At 72.9% G+C, this 21798-nt stretch carries 22 protein-coding genes and 1 tRNA gene; 11 read left to right on the top strand and 12 right to left on the bottom strand.

Annotated elements, in window-relative coordinates; genetic code table 11:
• Positions 1-148: 148 nt before the first annotated feature.
• The 3 genes from ACFXMG_RS22490 (at position 149) to ACFXMG_RS22480 (ending at position 3086) form a co-directional block, all read left to right on the top strand.
• Positions 149-1537: a tetratricopeptide repeat protein gene (locus ACFXMG_RS22490; RefSeq protein ID WP_383826868.1), complete on the top strand. Its 1389-nt coding sequence runs from the start codon at positions 149-151 to the stop codon at positions 1535-1537.
• Between the two features lie 128 nt (positions 1538-1665).
• On the top strand, positions 1666-2679 hold the full coding sequence (locus ACFXMG_RS22485) for a YdcF family protein (protein WP_383826866.1): 1014 nt from the start codon (positions 1666-1668) through the stop codon (positions 2677-2679).
• A 125-nt stretch (positions 2680-2804) separates the two neighbouring features.
• A complete protein-coding gene (locus ACFXMG_RS22480) occupies positions 2805-3086 on the top strand; it encodes a hypothetical protein (protein WP_383826864.1) in 282 nt (93 codons plus the stop codon).
• Positions 3087-3110: 24 nt separating this feature from the next.
• On the opposite strand, the gene ACFXMG_RS22475 is transcribed toward ACFXMG_RS22480, so the two are convergent.
• Positions 3111-4253 carry a serine/threonine-protein kinase gene (locus ACFXMG_RS22475; RefSeq protein ID WP_383826861.1) on the bottom strand — a complete coding sequence of 381 codons (1143 nt, stop codon included), beginning with the start codon at positions 4251-4253 and terminating at the stop codon, positions 3111-3113.
• Between the two features lie 338 nt (positions 4254-4591).
• Here ACFXMG_RS22475 and ACFXMG_RS22470 point away from each other — a divergent pair, with 338 nt between their 5' ends.
• Positions 4592-5470, top strand: a complete 879-nt coding sequence (locus ACFXMG_RS22470) for a glycosyltransferase family 2 protein (protein ID WP_383826859.1) — start codon at positions 4592-4594, stop codon at positions 5468-5470.
• A gap of 27 nt (positions 5471-5497) precedes the next feature.
• Here the strand turns inward: ACFXMG_RS22470 and ACFXMG_RS22465 are convergent, their stop codons facing one another.
• The 7 genes from ACFXMG_RS22465 to ACFXMG_RS22435 form a co-directional block, all read right to left on the bottom strand.
• A complete protein-coding gene (locus ACFXMG_RS22465; protein WP_383826856.1) occupies positions 5498-6214 on the bottom strand; it encodes an alpha/beta fold hydrolase in 717 nt (238 codons plus the stop codon).
• A gap of 81 nt (positions 6215-6295) precedes the next feature.
• Positions 6296-7837, bottom strand: a complete 1542-nt coding sequence (locus tag ACFXMG_RS22460) for an SPFH domain-containing protein (RefSeq protein WP_383826854.1) — start codon at positions 7835-7837, stop codon at positions 6296-6298.
• A gap of 42 nt (positions 7838-7879) precedes the next feature.
• Positions 7880-8383: a hypothetical protein gene (locus tag ACFXMG_RS22455; protein ID WP_383826851.1), complete on the bottom strand. Its 504-nt coding sequence runs from the start codon at positions 8381-8383 to the stop codon at positions 7880-7882.
• Positions 8384-8523: 140 nt separating this feature from the next.
• Positions 8524-9597, bottom strand: coding sequence for a PucR family transcriptional regulator (locus ACFXMG_RS22450; protein ID WP_383826848.1), 1074 nt, complete (start codon positions 9595-9597; stop codon positions 8524-8526).
• 83 nt (positions 9598-9680) lie between these two features.
• Positions 9681-9754, bottom strand: a tRNA-Pro gene (locus ACFXMG_RS22445).
• Between the two features lie 38 nt (positions 9755-9792).
• Positions 9793-10476 carry a Pr6Pr family membrane protein gene (locus ACFXMG_RS22440; RefSeq protein ID WP_383826845.1) on the bottom strand — a complete coding sequence of 228 codons (684 nt, stop codon included), beginning with the start codon at positions 10474-10476 and terminating at the stop codon, positions 9793-9795.
• Between the two features lie 41 nt (positions 10477-10517).
• Positions 10518-11456, bottom strand: coding sequence for a metallophosphoesterase (locus ACFXMG_RS22435; RefSeq protein WP_383826842.1), 939 nt, complete (start codon positions 11454-11456; stop codon positions 10518-10520).
• A gap of 73 nt (positions 11457-11529) precedes the next feature.
• On the opposite strand from ACFXMG_RS22435, the gene ACFXMG_RS22430 reads away from it, so the two are divergent.
• Complete coding sequence (locus tag ACFXMG_RS22430) at positions 11530-11994, top strand: GatB/YqeY domain-containing protein (protein ID WP_043221167.1); 465 nt, start codon at positions 11530-11532, stop codon at positions 11992-11994.
• Positions 11995-12085: 91 nt separating this feature from the next.
• Here ACFXMG_RS22430 and ACFXMG_RS22425 read toward each other — a convergent pair whose 3' ends face one another.
• Entirely contained in the window at positions 12086-14287 is a 2202-nt protein-coding gene (locus ACFXMG_RS22425; RefSeq protein ID WP_383826838.1) for a transglycosylase domain-containing protein, read from the bottom strand.
• 409 nt (positions 14288-14696) lie between these two features.
• On the opposite strand from ACFXMG_RS22425, the gene ACFXMG_RS22420 reads away from it, so the two are divergent.
• Positions 14697-15041: a WhiB family transcriptional regulator gene (locus tag ACFXMG_RS22420; protein WP_030495795.1), complete on the top strand. Its 345-nt coding sequence runs from the start codon at positions 14697-14699 to the stop codon at positions 15039-15041.
• A 25-nt stretch (positions 15042-15066) separates the two neighbouring features.
• On the opposite strand, the gene ACFXMG_RS22415 is transcribed toward ACFXMG_RS22420, so the two are convergent.
• Positions 15067-16434, bottom strand: coding sequence for an ArsA family ATPase (locus tag ACFXMG_RS22415; RefSeq protein ID WP_383826835.1), 1368 nt, complete (start codon positions 16432-16434; stop codon positions 15067-15069).
• A complete protein-coding gene (locus ACFXMG_RS22410; RefSeq protein WP_383826832.1) occupies positions 16431-17396 on the bottom strand; it encodes an ArsA family ATPase in 966 nt (321 codons plus the stop codon). The genes ACFXMG_RS22415 and ACFXMG_RS22410 overlap by 4 nt, the downstream gene beginning before the upstream one ends.
• Before the next feature lie 123 nt (positions 17397-17519).
• Between ACFXMG_RS22410 and ACFXMG_RS22405 the strand changes: the two genes are divergently transcribed.
• From ACFXMG_RS22405 to ACFXMG_RS22385, 5 genes are all read left to right on the top strand, one after another.
• Positions 17520-17675 (top strand): DUF4177 domain-containing protein, encoded by a 156-nt coding sequence (locus ACFXMG_RS22405; RefSeq protein WP_158821993.1) that lies wholly within the window; start codon positions 17520-17522, stop codon positions 17673-17675.
• On the top strand, positions 17672-18142 hold the full coding sequence (locus tag ACFXMG_RS22400; RefSeq protein WP_383826829.1) for a RidA family protein: 471 nt from the start codon (positions 17672-17674) through the stop codon (positions 18140-18142). The genes ACFXMG_RS22405 and ACFXMG_RS22400 overlap by 4 nt, the downstream gene beginning before the upstream one ends.
• Positions 18143-18284: 142 nt before the next feature.
• Complete coding sequence (locus tag ACFXMG_RS22395) at positions 18285-19148, top strand: NUDIX hydrolase (protein WP_383826826.1); 864 nt, start codon at positions 18285-18287, stop codon at positions 19146-19148.
• Complete coding sequence (locus ACFXMG_RS22390; RefSeq protein ID WP_383826822.1) at positions 19145-19975, top strand: MBL fold metallo-hydrolase; 831 nt, start codon at positions 19145-19147, stop codon at positions 19973-19975. Before ACFXMG_RS22395 ends, ACFXMG_RS22390 begins: the two co-directional genes overlap by 4 nt.
• An 83-nt stretch (positions 19976-20058) precedes the next feature.
• Entirely contained in the window at positions 20059-20946 is an 888-nt protein-coding gene (locus tag ACFXMG_RS22385; RefSeq protein ID WP_383826819.1) for a prohibitin family protein, read from the top strand.
• An 87-nt stretch (positions 20947-21033) separates the two neighbouring features.
• Here ACFXMG_RS22385 and ACFXMG_RS22380 read toward each other — a convergent pair whose 3' ends face one another.
• Entirely contained in the window at positions 21034-21708 is a 675-nt protein-coding gene (locus tag ACFXMG_RS22380) for a Crp/Fnr family transcriptional regulator (RefSeq protein ID WP_030495802.1), read from the bottom strand.
• Between the last annotated feature and the right edge of the window lie 90 nt (positions 21709-21798).

Raw genomic sequence — 21798 nt, 5'->3', positions numbered from 1 at the left:
CCCAGGATGTGGACCGGGGCATATGCATTCAAGCCGCCCCGACGCTCGAAGGCCACGCAATCGATCAGAAGTCACAGCGGCGACATCCGGCACCGGGCCGAATCCGGACGAACGGGGACACGCAAGGGGGATGAGGACCATGGGGCGAGTGGCGGGAGAACCTCCCGAGTTCGAGGTGCTGTGGGGCGAGCCGGTCGGATCCGGCCAACTCGCCGCCGCCGAGGAGGGATACGCGGCCGCCGGCCCCGCCGAGCGGCTGCTGTGGGAGCGGCTCTCGGTCTTCGAGGGCGCCTTCGACCGGCGGGCGGTGGAGGAGGTCTGCGGATACGGGGCGCTGGCCGCCACCGATGTCGGGGCGGTCCTCGACCGGCTGGCGCCGCTGGCGCTGCTGCCGGTGGACGACCTGTTCGACGGGGAGGACGGCGGGCCGCGCCACTGGATGCCGCACGCGATGCGGGCCGTCGGCGCCCGGCGGCTCACCGCCCGGGGCGACCGCGGGCTGGTCGTCCTGCACCACCGGAGGTGGTGCGTGAAGGTCGCCCGGCGGGCCGCCGAGTGGTGGCAGCGGGGCCGGCAGCTGGACGCCCGCGACCTGGCGCTGCGCGAACTCCCGGACCTGGCCGCCGCGATGGACCCGACGACGGCGCCGCTGTCGCCCGGCGAGGAGGCCGGTGCGGCGCTGGAGATCGTGGTCTCGCTGTGGTTCCTGTGGGTGGCCTGCGGGCGGGTCACCGAGGGGCGGACGCGGCTGCGGCACGTGCTGTCGCTGCACGAGGGCCCTCCGTCCGCCCGCGCGCTGTGGCTGGGCGCCTTCCTGGAGCTGGAGTCGGGCCGCCCCGAGGACGCCGACCCGCTGCTCGTCCTGGCGTGGGCGAGCGCGGTACGGGACGGGGACGGGCGCTGTCTGGGGCTGCTGGCCCATCTGCGGGGCGCCATCGCCCTCTACCAGGGCCGCACGCGGGCGGCGGCGGGCGAGTTCCGGGACGCGCTGGAGCAGATCGGGGACGTACCCGAGTTTGGACCGACCCGGGAGGCGTGCTGGGCGTCGCTCGCGCTCTGCTGGAGCCGCACCGACCCGGAGGCCGCACAGGAGGCGCTGGACCAGCTGGAGCTGGACGGGGCGGGGCGGCGGACCTGGGCCGGCCGCGACCTCTTCGCCGATGCCTGGGCCCACCACGCCCGTGCCGAACTCCTCGCCTGGGACGGGGAGCGGACCCGGGCCGCCGAGCACGCCCGGCGGGCGCTCCGCGAGCACCTGCGGCTCGGCTCCGCCGTCGGCGCCGCCTGCGCGGCCGAACTCCTCGCGCAGATGCGGCTGCTCGACGGGCACCCCGACCGGGCGGCCCATCTCCTCGGCGCCGTCGACCTGTTGCGCACCTCCGTCTTCGACACCGCCTACCGGCCCGGCCGTTACTGCACGGTGGCGCGGGCCCGCAGCGACGACGCCCTGCGGGCGCTGCTCGACGACCCGGAGCTGCGGAAGGCGTACGAAGAGGGCGCGCGGAGGGGGCTGTTCGCGCTTTCCCGGGAGAGGTGACGTGCGCGGTGGGCGCGTGGTGAGGCGCGCCACCCGTACGGGGTGGGGACGGGCGGGGCGGCGGGGAGTTGTCCACAGTTTCGTGCGCGATCCGCTCCCGCGTCGGGCGCGGTGCCTACGATGACGGCATGATCGCTTTCGCGGTGTCCGCCCTGTTCCTCCTCCTTTTCGGGGTCGGTGTGCTGCGCGACCGCCGCCGCTTCGGGAACGCGGTGTACCTCGGTCTCGCCGTCACCTTCCTCGGCCTCGGCCTGCTCTCGGCCGTCGACGACCTGCCGCACGGCCTGACGGAGACGGTCCTCGTCCTGCTCCTGCTGGTCCTCTGCCTGGGCCCGGTGGTCCTCGCGGGCCTGCTCTGCGCCAACGGCGTCAAGATGGTCCGCAAGGAGGGCAGACGCCCGGCCAACCTGCTCTCCCTCCTCGCCGGCCTCGGCATCCTCGGGGTGTTCGGGCTGATGGCGGGCGCGGTCCTCACCCGCTCCAGAGTGCTCGGCGTCGTCGCCGTCACCCTGCTCCTCGTCCTCGGATACGTCTCCTTCCTCTTCCTCTGCTTCGTCGGGTACGCGTTCCTGTACGGCCGGACCGGACTGCGCAGGGACGCCGGCTTCGTGGTGGTCCTCGGCTCCGGCCTGATCGGCGGCCGGCGGGTGCCGCCGCTCCTCGCGAGCCGCCTCGACCGGGGCCGGGAGGTGTACGAGCGGCTGGCCGCGCGCGGCGGGGACGGGCCGCCGCTCCTCGTCACCTCCGGCGGCCAGGGCCCGGACGAGGAGCTGCCGGAGTCCCACGCCATGGCCGACTACCTGGTGAAGCGGGGCTTCCCCGAGGACCGGATCGTCCGCGAGGACCGCTCCCGCAGCACCGAGGAGAACCTGCTGTTCAGCAAGGAGCTGATGGAGGCGGAGCGCCCCGGCGCGGGCTGCGTGATCGTGACCAACAACTTCCACGCCTTCCGGGCCGCGCTGATGGCCCGCAAGGCGGGCGTGGACGGTCAGGTGGTCGGCTCCCCGACCGCCGCGTACTTCTGGCCGAGCGCCACCATCCGCGAGTTCGCCGCCGTCTTCCTGGAGTACCGGAAGGTCAACCTGTCGGTCTGCGCGTTCCTGGTGGCCATCGGCTGCCTGGGGCTCGTGGCCACGGGGTGACGGGCCGGGCAACCCGGGTCCGGGCGCTCTCGGGGCCGGTCCGGGGGACAGGACCTACGCTGGAGGGACGGAGGTGTCCGCGGGTGCCGGTCGAGGTGCCCGGACCGCTCCGCGGAGGTGACCCCATGAGGCGACGCCACCACTTCCACATCGACTACCGGGGCCATTCGGTCTCGGCGACCGTGGAGACCGGCCTGCGGGCGGTGGTCGAGGTCCTCGTCGACGGCAAGGAGACCGGGTACGCGACGACCCGGGACGACCGCCCGGTGGCCGTCCCGATCGAGCTGCCCACGGACCCGCCGACGCCGGCGACCGTGCGCGCCACCCCGGGGCCGGGCGTGCCCCGCTGTCTCCTCCTCGCGGAGGACGACGCGGATCCGCACGTCATGGCGCCGCGGCTGTACTGAGGCGGGACGGGCGGCGTGGCCGGGTCAGGAGAGCCAGGCCATGCCGATGAAGAGGAAGACGACGAAGGCGACGATCCCGGCGACGGCGGCCGTCTTGCGGGGTCTGCGGCGGGACAGCTCGGCGAGCGCGCCCCCGGCGGAGCCGGAGCTCCCGGACCGCTCGGGCGCCCGCCGCCGGGACCCGCCCCCCGCCGGGGCGGACACGGACGTGGGCACGGACGCGGGGCCGGGGGAGCGGCCGGAGGGGCCGGAGGGGCCGCGCGAGGCGGGCATGGCGGCCGGTCCGGGCGCGGTGCCCGCGGCCCGCGCGGGCGGGGCGTGCACGGGCGGGTTGTGCGCCGGGGGATGGTGGGCCGGAGGCGTGTGGACGGCTCCGGGCAGGGCGGCCGCCGCGGGCCGGGGGGCGTACTCCCGCCAGGCGCCGGAGCCGAACCAGTCGGCGATGGCCTGCGCCGGCGGGCGCTGCTCGGGCTGCTTGGCCAGCAGGCTCAGCAGGTACGCCTCGAAGGCGGGCGTGAGGACCACGCCGAGCCGGCTCGGCGGGGTCGGGGCGCTGTCGATGTGCTGGTACAGCAGGGCGGTCGCGGTGTCCGCGCGGAACGGCGGGTGCCCGGTGAGCAGCTGGTAGAGGACGCAGCCCAGCGAGTAGACGTCCGAGGCGGGCGAGGCAGGCTTGCCGAGGGCCCGCTCCGGCGCCAGGTAGAGGCCGGTGCCGACGATCTGCCCGGTCGTGGTCAGCCCGGCCGAGGGGTCGTCGACGAAGCGGGCGATGCCGAAGTCGGCCAGCTTGACCGTGCCCTCGGTGTCCATCAGCAGGTTGCCGGGCTTGATGTCGCGGTGGACCACGCCCTGCCGGTGGGCGGCGGCGAGGCCGGCGGCGGCGTGCGCGGCGACCACGGCGACCCGCTCGGCGGGCAGGACCAGGGGGTGGGAGGGGGAGGAGCCGAGGCTGTCGCCCTCCACCAGCTCCATCACCAGGAAGAGCTTGCCGTCCCAGGTGCCGAAGTCGAAGACGCCGACGACGTGCGGGTGGCTGAGCCGGGCCGCGGTCTGCGCCTCCAGCCGGAAGCGGTCGGCGCCCGACGGGTCGGTGGACTGCGCCAGCATCAGCTTCACGGCGACGGGCCGGCCGAGGACCTCGTCGGTGGCCTGCCACACCTCGCCCATGCCGCCACGGCCGATACACCCGTGAAGCCGATATCGGTCCGCGACCAGCACCAGGAGACGCCCTTTCGACAATCGATCACTTGACGGCAGAGCACCAGGGTAGAGCCGCAGCCCGCGCTCTCTCGCCGCGCTCCCCCCGAAGCGGAACCGAGGAGGAACCACCGTCGTACGCACGGACGTCCGGGAGGCCCTCCGGGGTTCCGGCGACGGCGGTCCGGCCGCCCCGGGTTCCTTCCGGGTTCCTTCAGGGTTCCCGGAGGGTGAACAATGGGTGCCGTGGGGCCGGCCCGGCCGGCCCGTACACGAGACCCGACCCCGACCTGGAAACGGAGTGGACCGTGGCGCGACCGCGAGTGGGCGTGGCGGTACTGACGATGGGCACCCGCCCCGCCGAGCTGGGCGCGCTGCTCGACTCGGTGGCGAGGCAGGACGAGCCCGCCGCCCGGGTCGTCGTGGTCGGCAACGGCACGGGTTCGCTGCCCGCGCTCCCGGACGGCGTGACCGGCGTGGAGCTGGCCGAGAACCGCGGGGTCACCGGCGGCCGGAACGTGGCCATCGACACCCTCCGCTCCTTCGGCGACGTGGACGTCCTGGTCGACCTCGACGACGACGGCCTGCTGGTCGACACGGACGTCTTCCGCCGCCTCGTCGACCTCTACGAGACCGAGCCGAAGCTGGGCGTCGTCTCCTTCCGGATCGCCGACGAGACGGGCGAGACCCAGCGCCGCCACATCCCCCGGCTCGGCGCGAAGGACCCGATGCGCGGCGGCGAGGTCACCACCTTCCTCGGCGGCGGCCACGGCCTGTCGATGCCGATGCTCGACCGGATCGGCGGCTGGCCGGAGGACTTCTTCTTCGCGCACGAGGAGACCGACCTCGCCTGGCGGGCGCTCGACGCGGGCTGGCGGATCCGGTACGCGCCCGAGCTGCTCCTCCAGCACCCGAAGACCAGCCCGGCCCGGCACGACGTCTACTACCGGATGACCGCCCGCAACCGCGTGTGGCTGGCGAAGCGGAACCTCCCGGCCCCGCTGGTCCCGCTCTACCTGGTGGTCTGGGTCCTCCTGACGGTCGCCCGCACCCGCTCGGTCCGGGGCCTGCGCTCCTGGTTCGCCGGCTTCGCGGAGGGCCTGCGGGCCCCGGCAGGGCAGCGCCGCCCGATGCGCTGGTCCACGGTGCTCCGCATGACGAAGCTGGGCCGCCCGCCGATCATCTGACGCCCGCCGGTCATCTGCCGCGTCTGTTCAACCGACGCCAGCCGTCAGGAACTTCTCCACCGCGTCCCCCCACCCCTCCGGGTCCTCCCAGAACGGCAGGTGCCCGGTGGCGAGTTCGGCGGTCGCCGCGCCCGGGACCGCCGCGGCGAGCGCCCGCTGGCGGGCGGGGGAGACGAGCGGGTCCTCGGCGGTGACGACGACGAGCGCCGGCACCGCGAGCCGCCCCAGCTCCTCCCGTACGTCGATCCGCTCGGCGAGCTCCAGATGGGCCGGGGTCCCGGCCGGCGGGGCGGGCGCGAGCATCAGCATGGCCCGCAGCCTGCCCGGGTCGGTCGCGTCCAGGAAGGTCCCGCCGAGCCCCGTCAGCGCCAGGTGCTCGGCGAGCAGCCGGTGCCGCCCGCTCTCGTACAGCCCCCGCCAGACGGCGAGGCCCAGGCGTATCCGGTGGTCGGCGTACGCGAACGGCGCGGTCAGCACCAGGGCGGCGACCCGCTCCGGGTGCCGGGCCGCGAGCCGTACGGCCAGCGGGGCGCCGAGCGAGTACCCGCAGACGGCGAAGGTCCCGAGCCCGGCGGCGTCGGCGGCGGCCACGTACCCGTCCACCACCGCGTCGACCCCGAGTCCGTCCCGCGCGGGCAACTCCCCCCGTACGGTGGGGAACCGGTCCCCGAGCCGTCGCCGCAGCCACCCGAAGTGCCCGTCGACGGTTCCTCCGGCGCCGTGTATCAGCAGCAGACCGTCCACACCAACCCTCCACCCCTCGCAACGACTTGACCCCGCCCCTGCCTATCACGGCAGGGACGGGGCCAGCGCGGTACAGGGTGCCTAGTCGGTGATCTCGACCTTCCCGTTCACCTGCGGGACCACGCTCGCCTGCGGGGCCGCCTGCGCCGGCGGAACCGCCTTGGCGGTGAAGCCCTGGAGGAGCGCGGCCAGGTCGACTCCCGTGGTGGAGCTGAGGAGTTCCATGCCCTGGGCGACGTTGTCGGCGACCGTCCGGGGCAGCTTGGCGGCGCCGTCCGTGGAGATGACGGTCATCTTGTCGATGGCCGACAGGGGCTCCGCGGCCTTGGCGACCACCTGCGGCAGCGCCTCCACCAGCATCTGGAGCACGGCCGCGTCGCCGTACCGCTCGAACGCGTCGGCCCGCTTGTGCATGGCCTCCGCCTCCGCGGCGCCCTTCGCCGCGATGGCACCGGCGTCCGCGTCGCCCTCCAGCCGGACGGCCTCCGCGATGGCGGCACGACGGGCCCGCTCGGCCTCACCGCGCTTGGCGCCCTCGATGGCCTCGGCCTCCGCCAGGGCCTGGCGGCGCTGCTTCTCGCCCTCACCGGTGAGCCGGGCCCGCTCGGCCTCGGCCTCGGCCGCCGCGATGGCGGCCATCCGCTCGGCCTCGGCCTGCTTCACGCGGGCGGTGCGCTGCGCCTCCGCCTGCTGCTCGGCCTCGTAGCGCTTGGCGTCGGCGGGCTTGCGGACCTGGGTGTCGAGCTGGCGGTCGGTCAGCGCGGCCTGCCGGGCGGCGACCTTCTCCTGCTCGGCGAGGATGTCCTGCTGGCGGGCGGCCTCGGCGAGCGGGCCCGCGGCGTTGGCCTGGGCGGCGGCCTCGTCGGTCTGCGCCTTGATCTCGGCCTGCTTCAGGTACAGCGTCCGCTGGGCGACCGCGATCTCCTCCTCGGCCTTCAGCCGGGCCTGCTCGGCGGCGCGCCGGGCCTCGGCCTCGGCGATGTCGGCCTCCTGCTTGGCGCGGGCGGCCTCGGGCCGGCCGAGGTCCTCCAGGTAGGAGCCCTCGGTGGTGATGTCCTGGATCTGGAAGGCGTCGAGGACGAGGCCCTGCCCGGAGAGGCTCGCCTCGGCCTCCTCGGCGACCTGCCCGGCGAAGGCGGCCCGGTCGCGGATGATGTCCTCGACGGACATCCGGCCGACGATGGACCGCAGCGCGCCGGAGAGCACCTCCTGGGTGAAGCCGACGATGCCGTCCTGCTGCATCAGGAAGCGCTGGGCGGCGGCGCGGATGGAGTCCTCGGTGCCGCCGACCTTGACGATGGCGACGCCCTCCAGGTTGGCCTTCACACCGCGCAGGGTGACGGCGCCGCGGACGGAGATCGGGATGTGCCGGCTGGAGAGGTCCAGGGTGAACTTCTGCTGCACGAACGGCACGACGAAGACCCCGCCGCCGACGACGACCTTCTGGCCGCTGTTGTCCGTGTAGACGCGGCCGGTCGTCGGATCGGTGGCCTTCTGGCCGCGGCGGCCGGTGATGATGAACGCCTCGCTCGGTCCCGCGACCTTGTAGCGGGTGACGACGGCGAGGGCGAGCAGGACGACGAGGACGACGATGCCCACCACGGCGGTGAGGACAGGGCTCATGACGAAACCCCCTTCGATCGGGTACGGCGGAGAGGACGGCGGTCAGCGTTCGACGGGGCGCACGTGGACGGAGGTGGCGGAGAGGACCGACTCGACCCACACCTCGGCGCCGCGCGGGACGGCCCGGGAGGCCCTGGCCGCGTACTTCACGGGCTGGCCGTTCAGATAGAGCAGCACCTCGCCGTAGCCGTCCGCCGGGACGGCGGTGACCACGGAGCCGGAGCTGCCGGTCAGGTCCTCGCCGCGCGGGGCGGCCGCGGTGGTGTCGCGCAGCAGGGCCCGGCTGAACTTCCAGGTCAGCCAGCCGACGCCGAGGCCGGCGACCGCGCCCGCGCCGGTGGCGACCCCCGCGCCCGCGCCGGTCGTGCCGAGCACGAGCGCCCCCGTGAAGCCGAGGGCCGAGAGGAATCCGGCGACCACCGGCAGCGAAAGGAGTCCGTCCAGCCCGCCGAGGCCGTCGAAGAGTCCTTCCAGGACCCCGTCGAAGACCAGGCTCAGGACGAGCAGCAGCAGACCGCCGATGCCGAGACCGAGAAACCAGACCATGTCCCCGCTCCTCCGGTCGTCGTGTCCTGCCCGCCGTCCAGAGGATCGTTTCATCACACAGGCTTCACCCGCACTGCCGGTGCCCGGCAATCTTTACGCTTCCTTGATGCCGTCCCGAAACGGACGGAATGCCGTACGCGTCACAGCTCCTCGCCCGGCCAGCCGAGCAGCCGCGCCCCGATCGCCGCGGTCTGGAGCGTGTACCGCTGGGTCGGGTCGCCGGGGTCGCAGCCGGTGAGCCGGTGGATCCGGTCGAGCCGGTACGTGACGGCCCGCACGCTCAGCGCGAGCCGCCGGGCCGCCTCGGTGGTGACGCAGCCCGCGTCGAAGTAGGCGTGCAGGGTGTCGAGGAGCGGCACCGCCCCGCCCCGGGCGGTGGTGAGCGGCCCGAGCACCGTCCCGACGAGGTCGGCCATGGCCTGCCGGTCCCGCCCGAGGACGGGGTAGACGAGCAGGTCGGCGGCGTACAGCACGGGCCCGTCCAGCCCGATGCGCCCGGCCAGGTCGAGGGCGCCGAGCGCCTCCTCGTACGAGTGGACGACGCCGCCGGCGCCCGGGTGCGGCCGCCCGATCGCGACCAGACTGCCGTCGGCGGTCGCGTACGTCTGCTTGGCGAAGTGGGCGAGGACCTCGGGCTCGTCGGCCGGGGCGATGCAGATCAGCCGCCCGTCCTTGGTGGTGAGCAGGATCCGCCGGGTGCCGAAGCGGGCCAGCAGCGAGGACTCGACGCTCCGCGAGACGGGATACCCGTCCCCGAACGGCTCGGGCGCCTGCGCCACCGCCACCGCGTGGGCGTGCGAGAGCAGCAGCCCGAACCGCTCGGCCCGCTCGGCCAGCCGCCCCAGGTCGCTGCCGCCGTACAGCAGGTCGTCGACGAACTCCCGCCGCGCGGCCTCCTCCTGCCGGACCGCCAGCTTCTGCGCCCGCTCGTGCCCCTCGGCGAAGGCGTCGACGGCCTGCTCCACCACGCCCAGCAGGAGATCTGGATCGGTCCCCCGGGGCAGCTCGCCCCGCACGGCCCGCGCGGCGGCGAGATGGGCCCGCACGAGCGCCCGCAACCCGATCCCGGCCTCGGCCGCCCGCTCCCCCCGCTCCCGCAGCCCCTCCAGCTCCTCACGGCTCAGCCGCCGCCCGGTGGCACACACCCCAGCCAGAATCCCGGCATACCAGTCGAGATACGCCCCGTACCCCTCGTACACCCTCTGCTCCGTCACGGCCCTTCCCTCTGCGAGATCCCCCCGGGAAACGACTCAGGGCCCGACCCGCTTGCGCGGATCAGGCCCTGAACCTTTGGCTGTCGGGGTGGCGGGATTTGAACCCACGACCTCTTCGTCCCGAACGAAGCGCGCTGCCAAGCTGCGCTACACCCCGATGTCGCTGTTCTGTTCTTCACGTCGCGGCGACATCGATTACTTTAGCCCACCCGCGCCCAGAGACGAAATCCGGTTACGGCGCCCCGCCACCGCAGGTCGGAAGCGGTCCGCCGTGACGAGGAGCAGGCCGAGGGCGCAGAAGGCGAGACCCAGGGCGAGGGCGTTGACCAGGACTCCGGCGTAGCCGTGGGCGGCGACGTCGAGGAAGGGGTACGTGTAGCGGGTCCGGGCGCCGGCCGGGAGCAGCGCGCCGCGGACGAGGGCGAAGGCCAGGTAGGCGCCGGGCGCGGCGAGCCACAGCACGGCGTGGCGGGGGCGGAGCGCGCCGGGCGGGGTGAGGAGCAGCCACTCCAGGACGACGCCGAGCGGGGTGACGGTGTGCAGGAGCTGGTTGGCGAGGGCGCGGGCGCCGGTGAGGCGGGCGATGTCGGCGGCCTGGTTGAAGGAGCTCGACGGGTTGTCGAGGACCAGGTGGAAGACGAGCCCGACGATCGTGATGCAGAGCAGCACCCCGCCGGTCCAGACGGCGGGCAGCGGCGGGCGTCCGGTCCAGGCGCGGGTGGCGCCCAGGCCGAGGACGAAGGCGACGGCGGTGTTGGTCCAGATCGTGAAGAAGCTGAAGACGACCAGGGGGTCGCCCTCGGCGCATTCGATCAGGATGCCGGTCGCCGCGGCCAGGGCGATCAGCGCGCGGACGACGGCGGTGAAACGGTTCGGCATGGGGTGAACGGTACGGGGACGGGCGTGTCCCCGTACGGAGTTCAGGGGCGCGCCGTCAGGGTGAGCAGGGTCGCCTCGGGCGGGCAGGCGAAGCGGACCGGGGTGAACCGGTTGGTGCCGCAGCCCGCCGAGACGTGCAGGTAGGAGGTGTGGCCGCCGGCGGTGTGGGTGGAGAGGCCCTTCACCCGGCCGGTGTCGAGGTCGCAGTTGGTGACGAGGGCGCCGTAGAAGGGGACGCACAGCTGTCCGCCGTGGGTGTGCCCGGCGAGGATCAGCTCGTAGCCGTCGGCGGTGAAGGCGTCGAGGGCGCGCAGGTACGGGGCGTGGACGATGCCCAGGGAGAAGTCCGCCGACGCCTCGGGGCCGCCGGCCACCCGCTCGTACCGGTCCCGCTTGATGTGCGGGTCGTCCAGACCGGTGAAGCCCAGGTCGCCCTGGGGCAGCTTGAGCCCGCCGCGGGTGTTGGTGAGGTCCACCCATCCGGCCGCGTCGAAGGCGTCCTTGATCCCCTCCCACGGGTTGTGCACGGCCCCGACGACCGGCTTGTTGCCGTTGAGCCCGTGCCGGCCCTGCGCCTTCTCCAGGAGGTAGAGGGCGGGGTTGCGCAGCCGGGGGCCGTAGTAGTCGTTGGAGCCGAAGACGTACACGCCGGGGAACTGCATCAGCGGGCCGAGCGCGTCGAGCAGCTCCGGCACGGCCTCGGTGTCGGAGAGGTTGTCGCCGGTGTTCACGACGAAGTCGGGGCGGAGTCCGGCGAGCTTCTGCAACCAGGCCCGCTTCTTGTCCTGGCCGCACACCATGTGCACGTCGGAGACCTGGAGGACCCGCAGGTCGTCCATGCCCGGCGGCAGGACGGGGACGGTGATCCGGCGGAGCCGGAAGGAGCGGGCCTCGAAGCCCGCCGCGTAGACGAGTCCGGCCGCGGCCGTGGCCGCGACGCCTGCCGTGATCTTCAGGGGGATCCCGTACCGTGCGCGCATCCCCCCATCGTTCCAGACCCGCGGGGTGGAAATGGACGGGCGGTGTGCCGGGAGCACCTGCCACACTTGGGCCATGACCACGCTCAAGGCACGACTGAAGGACGACCTCAACGCCGCGATCAAGGACCGCGACGAACTGCGCTCCTCGACCCTGCGGCTGACCATCGCCGCGATCACCAAGGAGGAGGTCGCGGGCAAGACCAAGCGCGAGCTCTCCGAGGACGAGGTGCAGAAGGTGATCGCCAAGGAGGCGAAGAAGCGCCGCGAGGCCGCGGACGCCTTCGAGCAGGGCGGTCGTGCCGAGTCGGCCGAGCGCGAGCGGGCGGAGGGCGTCCTCCTCGACGCGTACCTCCCGAAGCAGCTCTCCGACGAGGAGCTGGACGGCATCGTGGCCGCCGCGGTCGAGGAGGCGAAGGCCGCCGGAGCCGAGGGCCCGCGCGCGATGGGCGCCGTCATGAAGATCGTGAACCCGAAGGTCGCGGGCCAGGCCGAGGGCGGCCGCGTCGCCGCCTCGGTGAAGAAGCTGCTCGCCGGCTGAGCGGTGGGCGTACGTGGCGTACGCCTACGAGAAAAGGGCTCCCTCGCCGCATCCGATGCGGAGAGGGAGCCCTTCGTCGTTCACTCGACGGTCAGCGGTCGCCGCGGCCGTCGCCGCCCCGGCCCAGGCCCGGGAGCGGGATGTTCGGGAGGCGGTTGTCCGGCCGGGCGCCCGGCTTCTTGTCGCCCGGCTTGCCGTCCTCCGGCTTCTTCTCCTTCGGCTTCTCGGCCCGGGGGACCTTGATGCCGACGAAGGTGGGCCTCTCGTCGTCGAGCGCGCCGGTCATCGCGATCCGCCAGATCGGGCCCGGGAGGCAGCCACCGCAGACCTTCTCGTAGTAGACGCCACCGATGGTGAGGTCGAACATCTCGTCGCGCTTGCCGACGTCGTCGCCGACCCAGACGGCGGTGGACAGGTTCGGGGTGTAGCCGACGAACCAGGCGTCCTTGCGGCCGTCGGTGGTACCGGTCTTGCCCGCGTTGTCCCGGTCGCTCAGACCGGCCCGCGTACCGGTGCCGTCCTCGACGACGCCCTTGAGCATCTGGTTGATCGTGTCGGCGGTGCGGTCGGACATCGCCCGCGTGCACTTGGTCTGCGGCACGTTCAGCTTGTCGCCGTTGGCGGCCTTGATGGAGTCGATGACCACCGGCGCGCAGTAGATGCCGCGGTTGGCGAAGGTCGCGTAGACGTTCGCCATGTCGAGCGGGGTGCTCTCCAGGGAGCCGAGGGTGGCGGACGGGCTCTGCCGGATCGGCTTGCCCAGCTCGCGCTCGTAGCCGACCTTCTTCGCCATCGTCAGCGTCTCGCAGAGGCCGGCCATCTGCTCCAGCTTGGCGAAGTAGGTGTTGATGGACTTGCCGAGGGCGCTGGTCATGTCGTACGCCCCCTTCTCGGACTTGAGCTCGTTCTGGACCGACCAGTCCGCGTAGCCGGACGGCTTGCCGTCGCAGCGCGTGTAGTCGCTCTCCTTCAGCGTGATCTTCCACGGCGTGTCGAAGCTCTGCGCCGGGCTCAGACCCTTCTCCAGGGCGGCGGCGGCCGTGATCGGCTTGAAGGTCGAGCCGACCGGGAAGCCGTACGTGGTGCCGCCCATCTTGCTGCCGACGGCGAGGTTGAGCGTCGTCTGGTGCTGCTTCTGGTCCAGGCCGTACGGACGGGACTGGCTCATCGACAGGACCTTGCCGGTGCCGGGCTGGACCTGGACGACGGCGGTCGCGACCCCGTCGTCCTTGTTGATCTTGGCCACGGCGGCCTCGTTCGCCGCCGCCTGCGCCTTCGGGTCGAGCGTGGTCCGGACGGTCAGGCCGCCCAGGTTCCACAGCTTCTGCCGGTCCTCGGAGGTCTTGCCGAAGACCGGGTCGCTGAGGATGGTCTTGCGGACGTAGTCGCAGAAGAAGCCGGCGCCGTCGACGGCGGTGATGCAGCCGTTCCTCGGCGTCTTCACCTTCAGCTTGATCGGCGCGGCCTTGGCCTTCTCGAACTCGGCCTGGGTGATGTCGCCGACGTCCGCCATCCGCTGGAGGACGATGTTGCGCCGCTTGGTCGCTTCCTGGAGGTCGTTGATCGGGTCGAAGCGGCTCGGCGACTGCACCAGGCCGGCCATCATCGCGGCCTCGCCCAGCTCCAGCTTGGCCGCGGGCTTGGAGAAGTAGCGCTGCGAGGCGGCCTCGATGCCGTACGCCTGCTGCCCGAAGAACGTGATGTTGAGGTAGTTCTCCAGGATCTTCTTCTTGCCCAGCTCCTCCTCGACCTGGATCGCGTACTTCAGCTCGCGGACCTTGCGGCCGATCGTCTGCTGGGTGGCCTGCGCGACCTTCTCCGGGTCGTCACCGGCCTCCTCGACGAAGACGTTCTTCACGTACTGCTGGGTGAGCGTGGAGGCGCCCTCCGAGACCCCGCCCGACTGCGCGTTCTTGTTGATCGCGCGGAGCACGCCCTTGAGGTCGATCGCGCCGTGCTCGTAGAAGCGCGAGTCCTCGATCGCGACGATCGCCTTCTGCATGTAGGGGGAGATCTTCTCCAGCGGCACCACCTTGCGGTCCCGGGAGTAGACGGTGGCGATCAGCCCGCCCTTGGAGTCCAGGATGGTGGTGCGCTGGCTGAGGGGCGGGGTCTTCAGATTGGAGGGGATCTCGTCGAACCCCTCCACCGTGCCCTTCGCCGCCAGACCCAGTGCGCCGGCCGCGGGCAGGGCGATGCCCGCCAGCACGGCTCCGGAGAGCACACTGACACCGAGGAACTTGGCGGCCTGCTGGGTCCCGGTCAGACCACCGCCCGAGCGCTTCTTTGCCATGGGGGCAGCCTACGTTCTCAATCGCCGGACACACGTATATGCCTTGGCCTAAGCTGCTCACAACTGTCACAGGAGTGCGGTCAGGCATCAACCCCCGTGCGTGACATCCGCCTGATTTCCGGCACGAGTTCCCGCGTCCCCGAATACGCGGGTCATCGTGTGCCCGGTTCAGGTGCGTGCGCCGCCCGATTTCGGGGTGTGTGCCGGGGGGTGTCCTATAACACACGCATGTCCTTCGCTCACTCCCCTGGGTGATCTGACGCGCACGCATAGTCCGTTCGGGCCATTCAAGATTGGGCCCGAAGGGGGTGTTGCGCTGTGCCCGCCTTCCGTAACGTCCCAACTGGCAGCGGTGAATATGCCGCTGCCGCCGTGGGGGAGCCTCGATTCGGGAGAGGACGGCGCCGGTATGGGCTGGGTAGCTGACTGGAGTGCGCAGGCGGCCTGCCGCACTACCGATCCGGATGAACTTTTCGTGCAGGGAGCGGCACAGAACAGGGCAAAGGCGGTGTGCACCGGCTGCCCGGTGCGCACCGAGTGCCTCGCCGACGCCCTGGACAACCGTGTGGAGTTCGGCGTGTGGGGCGGCATGACGGAGCGCGAGCGCCGTGCCCTGCTGCGCCGGCGCCCCACGGTCACCTCGTGGCGGCGGCTCCTGGAGACCGCCCGCACCGAGTACGAGCGCGGCGCGGGCCTGCTGCCCGTGGCCATGGAGGACGACGCGACGTACGAGGAGTACGCCGCGGTCGGCTAGTCCCCGCCCGCCCCGTGAGGTCCCGTCAGGACCGGTCGCGCGGGGAGGAGAGGCGCTCACCGATGGCCCGCAGCCCGGCGAGGTCGTGCACATCGCCGGGCAGGGCGGCCACCTCGGTCACCGCCACCTCCGGGTGGAGGGCCGTGAAGCGGTCCCGCGTGCGCTGCTCGCGCGCGAGTACCCGCATCCGCTCGGCGTGGAGCCGGAGCAGACCCGCGGTGAGCCGCGCGATGTCCGGATCGGACCCGGGATCGGTGTCCGTGCTGCGGTGCTCTTCGGGCACGTCGGCTGTGGGGGCAGCCTCGGGTGCGGCAGGAGGGCGTACGGGGGAGTCGGCGGCGGTGGCGGGGTGCGACGGCTCGGACGACGTGGCCGGGGCGCCACGCAGTCCAGTCTTCCCGGGCCCCTGATCCACAATGCGGCCCTCGTCAAGATTTTCCGCGGCCGCCCGCGCCCGCTCCGCCGAGAGCCGCGCCGCACCGCTGCCGTGGACCCGGTTGAGGACGAGACCGGCCAGCGGCATGCCCTCCGCGGCCAGCCGCTCCACGAAGTACGCCGCCTCCCGCAGCGCGTCCCGCTCCGGGGCCGCGACGACCAGGAAGGCCGTGCCCGGAGCCTGGAGCAGCCGGTACGTGGCGTCCGCCCGCGTCCGGAAGCCGCCGAACATCGTGTCCATCGCGGCGACGAAGGTCTGCACGTCCCCCAGGAACTGACCGCCGAGCAGCTTCCCCAGCGTCCCCGACATCATCGACATGCCGACGTTGAGGAACTTCATCCCGGCCCGGCCGCCCACCTTCGCCGGCGCCATCAGCAGCTTGATGAACTTCCCGTCCAGGAAGGACCCCAGCCGCTTCGGCGCGTCCAGGAAGTCCAGCGCCGACCGGGACGGCGGGGTGTCGACGACGATCAGGTCCCACTCGTCCCGGGCCCGGAGCTGGCCCAGCTTCTCCATCGCCATGTACTCCTGCGTACCGGCGAAACCGGCCGACAGGGACTGGTAGAAGGGGTTCTCCAGGATCGCCCGCGCCCGCGCCGGATCGGCGTGCGCCTCGACGATCTCGTCGAAGGTCCGCTTCATGTCCAGCATCATCGCGTGCAGTTCGCCGCCGTCGGACCCCTTGATCCCGTCCACCTTGCGAGGCGTGTTGTCCAGCGCGTCGATCCCCATCGACTGCGCGAGCCGGCGCGCCGGGTCGATGGTGAGGACGACCACCCGCCGCCCCCGCTCCGCCGCCCGCACGCCCAGCGCCGCCGCCGTGGTCGTCTTGCCGACGCCGCCCGCGCCGCAGCAGACGATGATCCGGGTGCCCCGGTCGTCGAGGATCGGGTCGATCGCCAAGGCGGGCACGGCGTCCAGCCCGCCCGTGGCGGTCGTCGGGGTCTTCTCCGTCACGCCGCACCCACCCCTTGCTTCCGCAGTTCCTTCGCCAGGCGGTAGAGGCCCGCGATGTCCGCCCCGTCGCCCAGGTACGGCAGCTCGTACGCGGGCAGGCCGAGGCCGTCCAGGACCTCCCGCTGGTCCCGCTCCAGCTCCACCCGGCGCGCGTGCTCGGCCGCCTGGTCGAGCAGCGGCTCCACCAGCGCGGCGCCGCCCGCCACCCCGGCGGAGGCCAGCGACCGCGCGATCGCCTCGCGGTGGTCGCCGGAGGCGGCCCGTACCGCCGCCTCGTCCAGCACGTGCGGGCGGACCATGTTCACCACCACCCGGCCCACCGGAAGCCCCGCCGCGCGCAGCTCGGCGACGCCGTCCGCCGTCTCCTGGACCGGCATCTCCTCCAGGAGGGTCACCAAGTGCACCGCCGTGTCGGGGGACTTGAGGACCTTCATCACCGCCTGCGCCTGGTTGTGTATCGGGCCGATCCTGGCCAGCCCCGCCACCTCGTCGTTCACATTGAGGAAGCGGGTGATGCGGCCGGTCGGCGGCGCGTCCATCACCACGTGGTCGTAGACCGGGCGGCCGTCCTTCTCCCGCCGGCGGACCGCCTCGCACGCCTTGCCGGTGAGCAGGACGTCCCGCACCCCCGGCGCTATCGTCGTCGCGAAGTCGATCGCCCCGAGCTTCTTCAGGGCCCGGCCCGCGCCGCCCAGTTTGTAGAACATCTGGAGGTAGTCGAGGAGGGCGCGCTCGGCGTCGATCGCCAGCGCGTACACCTCGCCGCCGCCCGGAGCCACGGCGATCTTGCGCTCCTCGTAGGGAAGCGCCTCCGTCTCGAAGAGCTGTGCGATGCCCTGTCTGCCTTCGACCTCGACGAGGAGTGTGCGCTTCCCCTCCGTCGCGAGGGCGAGGGCGAGGGCGGCGGCGACCGTCGTCTTACCGGTACCGCCCTTGCCGCTGACGACCTGGAGCCTGCTCACGCTGTCGAGCCTAACCACTGGCGGGCCCGCGCAATCAGCGGACCGCCCCGGAGAAGCCCCGGAGCCCGGACCCTAGGGGGAGCCTCGGCGGAGCACCCCGCCGCAGCGGCTACAGTCGCCTCCATGACCAAGTGGGAGTACGTCACGGTGCCGCTTCTGGTGCACGCGACCAAGCAGATTCTCGACAACTGGGGCCAGGACGGCTGGGAGCTCGTCCAGGTCGTGCCCGGGCCCAACCCGGAGCAGCTCGTGGCCTACATGAAGCGGCCGCAGTCGTGAGCGGGGCCGTCGAGGCACGGATCGCCGAGCTGGGCCTGAAGCTGCCCGAGGTCGTCCCGCCGCTCGCCGCCTACCAGCCGGCCGTGCAGTCCGGCGTGTACGTCTACACCTCGGGCCAGCTCCCGATGGTGGAGGGCAAGCTTCCGGTGACCGGCAAGGTCGGCGCCGAGGTGACCGCCGAGGAGGCCAAGGAGCTCGCCGCCACCTGCGCGCTGAACGCCCTCGCGGCCGTGAAGTCGGTCGCCGGTGACCTCGACCGCGTCAAGCGCGTCGTGAAGGTCGTCGGCTTCGTCGCCTCCGCCGCGGACTTCACCGGCCAGCCCGGCGTCATCAACGGCGCCAGCGAGCTGCTCGGCGAGATCCTCGGCGACAAGGGCGTGCACGCCCGCAGCGCCGTCGGCGTCGCCGTCCTCCCGCTCGACGCCCCCGTCGAGGTCGAGGTCCAGGTCGAGCTCACCGAAGCCTGATCCCGCCCGCCACGCGCGCGCGTAGCCCGTACCGAGAGCCGGCCGCCCCCTTCCCGGGGCGGCCGGCTCCCGCGCGTTCCGGCGGCCCTCGCGCGCTCCACCGGCCCTCGTGCATTCCGTTCGTTGCGCATAGCATCCGGCCATGTCGAATGGTCAGTGGTACCCGCCGGAATGGCCCGACCGCATCCGCGCCCTCGCCGCCGGCGAGCTGGTGCCGGTGACGCCCAGGCGCGCCGCCACCGTGCTCCTGCTGCGGGACGCCGACGGCGGGCCCGAGGTCCACATGCTGCGCCGCCGCACCTCCATGGCCTTCGCCGGAGGCGCGTACGCCTACCCCGGCGGCGGTGTCGACCCGCGCGACGAGCACCCGGTGCGCTGGGCCGGGCCCTCCCTGGAGGAGTGGGCGGACCGGCTCGGGCTCGACGACCCCGCGCAGGCCCAGGCCGTGGTCTGCGCGGCCGTCCGCGAGACCTTCGAGGAGGCGGGCGTGCTGCTCGCCGGCGAGACCGCGGACACCGTCGTCGGCGACACCACCGGCGAGGACTGGGAGCGCGACCGGGCGGCGCTGGTCGCCCACGAGCTGTCCTTCGCCGACTTCCTGGACCGGCGGGGCCTCGCGCTCCGCTCCGACCTGCTCGGCGCGTGGGCCCGCTGGATCACCCCCGAGTTCGAGCAGCGCCGGTACGACACCTGGTTCTTCGTGGCCGTCCTGCCGGCCGGGCAGCGCACCCGGGACGTCTCCGGCGAGGCCGACCGCACCGTGTGGACCAGCCCGGCCGAGGCCGCCGACGGCTACGACCGGGGCGAGCTGACGATGATGCCGCCGACCATCGCGACCCTGCGGTCCCTCCAGCCCTGCTCCACGGCCGCGGAGGCCCTCGCGGCGGCCGGGAAGCAGTCCATGACCCCGGTGCTTGCCCACGCGCGCGTGGAGGGCGATCAGCTGGTGCTGACCTGGCCCGGCCACGACGAGTTCACCAAGCGGGTCGGGGGAGGCACCTCGTGACCGACGCCGCCGCCCTGCCGGGCCAGCCGCGCGGGCTCGTCACCTCCGGGCCCGCGACCGAGCGGGCCGTGAACGTGCTCGCGCCCAACCCGTCCGCGATGACCCTGGACGGCACCAACACCTGGCTGCTCTCCGAGCCCGGCTCCGACCTGGCCGTCGCCGTCGACCCGGGCCCGCTCGACGAGGGCCACCTCCGGCACGTGATCGACACGGCCGGGAAGCTGGGCAAGCGGATCGCGCTCACCCTGCTGACGCACGGTCACCCGGACCACGCCGAGGGCGCGGGCCGCTTCGCCGAGCTCACCGGGACGTCCGTCCGCGCGCTCGACCCGGCGCTCCGCCTCGGCGACGAGGGCCTGGGGGAGGGCGACGTGCTCACCGTCGGCGGACTGGAGCTGCGGGTGGTGCCGACGCCCGGCCACACCTCCGACTCGCTCTCCTTCCACCTCCCCGCCGACCGCGCGGTGCTCACCGGCGACACGATCCTGGGGCGCGGCACGACGATGGTGGCGCACCCCGACGGGCGCCTCGGCGACTACCTGGACTCGCTGCGGCGGCTGCGCTCGCTGACCGTCGACGACGGCGTGCACACCGTCCTGCCGGGCCACGGGCCGGTCCTGGAGGACGCGCAGGGGGCCGTGGACTTCTACCTGGCCCACCGGGCGGGCCGGCTGGCGCAGGTGGAGGCGGCGGTCGAGGCGGGGCACCGTACGGCCCCCGAGGTCGTGGCGCACGTGTACGCGGACGTGCACCGCTCGCTGTGGCCGGCGGCGGAGCTCTCCGTACGGGCGCAGCTGGAGTACCTGAGGGAGCGCGGCCTGATCTGACCCGGGCACCCCGGGAACCCGAGAGCGCCCCCCGATGTCTTACGCTCCGCCTACATCAGGCCGTAGCTCTCGGGGGAATGCCCATGTTCGTCATAGCCATTTTGCTGGTCATCGCCGCGGTGGTGCTCTGGTTCGTCGGCCGGTCGCAGGACTCGACCGGCTGGAAGCTGGGCTCCGGCGGCGCGCTGGTGGCCGGCGTCTTCTCGCTGATCGTGAGCATGACGTACGTGATCAGCGCGTACGAGGTCGGCGTGCCGGTCGCGTTCGGCAAGGTCGGGACGCCGATGACCTCCGGCATGCACGTGAAGTCGCCGTTCACCGACGTCACCACCTTCTCCACCCGCCCGGTCGACCTCAACCTCTCCGACAAGGACGTGGTCGAGGTCCGCTCCTCGCAGGGCGGTGTCATGTACGCCGAGGTCACGGTGAAGTGGGCCGTGGTCCCGTCGAAGGCCGTCGAGCTGTACAAGCTCGCGGGCAGCGAGGACGCGATCCAGCAGCGGCTGGTCTACCCGGACAGCCGGGAGATCGTCCGGAACGTCTTCGCCCGCTACAGCAGCGAGCAGGGGTATGCCTCCGACCGCGAGAAGATCAACGCCGAGATCGCCCGGCTCATCACGGAGCGCCTGGAGCCGCGCGGCATCGTCGTCACCACGGTCAACCTGCGCAACGTGAAGCCCTCGGACGCGCTCCAGGGCCAGATCGACCGCAAGATCCAGCAGCAGCAGGCCACGGAGCGGGCCCTGGAGGCGGCTCGTACGGCCAAGGCGGACTCCGACCGCCGCCGGATCGAGGCGGAGGGCATCGCCCGCGCCAACAAGATCCTCAACGACTCGCTGACCGACAAGGTCCTGGCGAACCAGTGCATCGACGCCTTCAAGGAGGCGGCGGCCAAGAATCCGGTCTACGCGGTGCCCTGCGCCTCCGGCGGCGGCTCGACGCCGGTCATCGTGGACGGCTCCAAGCGCTGACGCGACCCGTACGGAAGGGGGCCGCCCGGTTCGACCGGGCGGCCCCCTTCGCCGTACGTACGCGTCCGCGTGGGTACGCGCGCGTGGTTACCGCGAACGCTTCGCGAGGCGCTCCACGTCCAGCAGGATCACGGCGCGGGCCTCCAGGCGCAGCCAGCCGCGCTGGGCGAAGTCGGCGAGCGCCTTGTTCACGGTCTCGCGGGAGGCGCCGACCAGCTGGGCCAGCTCCTCCTGGGTGAGGTCGTGGACGACGTGGATGCCCTCCTCCGACTGCACGCCGAAGCGGCGCGACAGGTCGAGGAGCGCGCGGGCGACACGGCCCGGCACGTCGGAGAAGACCAGGTCGGACATCTGGTCGTTGGTCTTGCGCAGCCGGCGGGCGACGGCCCGCAGCAGGGCGCCGGCCACCTCGGGCCGGGCGTTCAGCCAGGGCTGGAGGTCGCCGTGACCGAGACCGAGCAGCTTGACCTCGGTCAGCGCCGTCGCGGTCGCGGTGCGCGGGCCCGGGTCGAAGAGGGACAGCTCGCCGATGAGCTCGCCGGGGCCGAGGACCGCCAGCATGTTCTCCCGCCCGTCGGGGGAGGTGCGGTGCAGCTTCACCTTGCCCTCGGTGACCACGTACAGGCGGTCGCCGGGGTCGCCCTCGTGGAAGAGCGCGTCGCCACGGGCGAGCGTCACCTCACTCATCGAGGCGCGCAGCTCGGCGGCCTGCTCGTCATCGAGCGCCGCGAAGAGCGGGGCGCGCCGCAGAACGTCGTCCACGAGTTCACTCCTACTGTCGACCTGCTCACGGGAACCTGGCTCCCATGATGCCGGACGTGCCAAACAGTGCGATCAATCACAACAAGTTTG

It is taken from the genome of Streptomyces sp. NPDC059201 (assembly GCF_042754585.1).
Lineage (GTDB): Bacteria > Actinomycetota > Actinomycetes > Streptomycetales > Streptomycetaceae > Streptomyces.
Note: the sequence above shows the minus strand (reverse complement) of the source record. Positions and strands in the feature narration are given on the sequence as shown.

What these genes read in the sequence shown, in the direction of transcription:
- ACFXMG_RS22485 (WP_383826866.1), top strand. Translation starts at nt 1,666, where the DNA reads ATGATCGCTTTCGCGGTGTCCGCCCTGTTCCTCCTCCTTTTCGGGGTC.
- ACFXMG_RS22480 (WP_383826864.1), top strand. Translation starts at nt 2,805, where the DNA reads ATGAGGCGACGCCACCACTTCCACATCGACTACCGGGGCCATTCGGTC.
- ACFXMG_RS22475 (WP_383826861.1), bottom strand. Translation starts at nt 4,253, where the DNA reads ATGGGCGAGGTGTGGCAGGCCACCGACGAGGTCCTCGGCCGGCCCGTC.
- ACFXMG_RS22460 (WP_383826854.1), bottom strand. Translation starts at nt 7,837, where the DNA reads ATGAGCCCTGTCCTCACCGCCGTGGTGGGCATCGTCGTCCTCGTCGTC.
- ACFXMG_RS22455 (WP_383826851.1), bottom strand. Translation starts at nt 8,383, where the DNA reads ATGGTCTGGTTTCTCGGTCTCGGCATCGGCGGTCTGCTGCTGCTCGTC.
- ACFXMG_RS22440 (WP_383826845.1), bottom strand. Translation starts at nt 10,476, where the DNA reads ATGCCGAACCGTTTCACCGCCGTCGTCCGCGCGCTGATCGCCCTGGCC.
- ACFXMG_RS22435 (WP_383826842.1), bottom strand. Translation starts at nt 11,456, where the DNA reads ATGCGCGCACGGTACGGGATCCCCCTGAAGATCACGGCAGGCGTCGCG.
- ACFXMG_RS22430 (WP_043221167.1), top strand. Translation starts at nt 11,530, where the DNA reads ATGACCACGCTCAAGGCACGACTGAAGGACGACCTCAACGCCGCGATC.
- ACFXMG_RS22425 (WP_383826838.1), bottom strand. Translation starts at nt 14,287, where the DNA reads ATGGCAAAGAAGCGCTCGGGCGGTGGTCTGACCGGGACCCAGCAGGCC.
- ACFXMG_RS22420 (WP_030495795.1), top strand. Translation starts at nt 14,697, where the DNA reads ATGGGCTGGGTAGCTGACTGGAGTGCGCAGGCGGCCTGCCGCACTACC.
- ACFXMG_RS22405 (WP_158821993.1), top strand. Translation starts at nt 17,520, where the DNA reads ATGACCAAGTGGGAGTACGTCACGGTGCCGCTTCTGGTGCACGCGACC.
- ACFXMG_RS22395 (WP_383826826.1), top strand. Translation starts at nt 18,285, where the DNA reads ATGTCGAATGGTCAGTGGTACCCGCCGGAATGGCCCGACCGCATCCGC.
- ACFXMG_RS22385 (WP_383826819.1), top strand. Translation starts at nt 20,059, where the DNA reads ATGTTCGTCATAGCCATTTTGCTGGTCATCGCCGCGGTGGTGCTCTGG.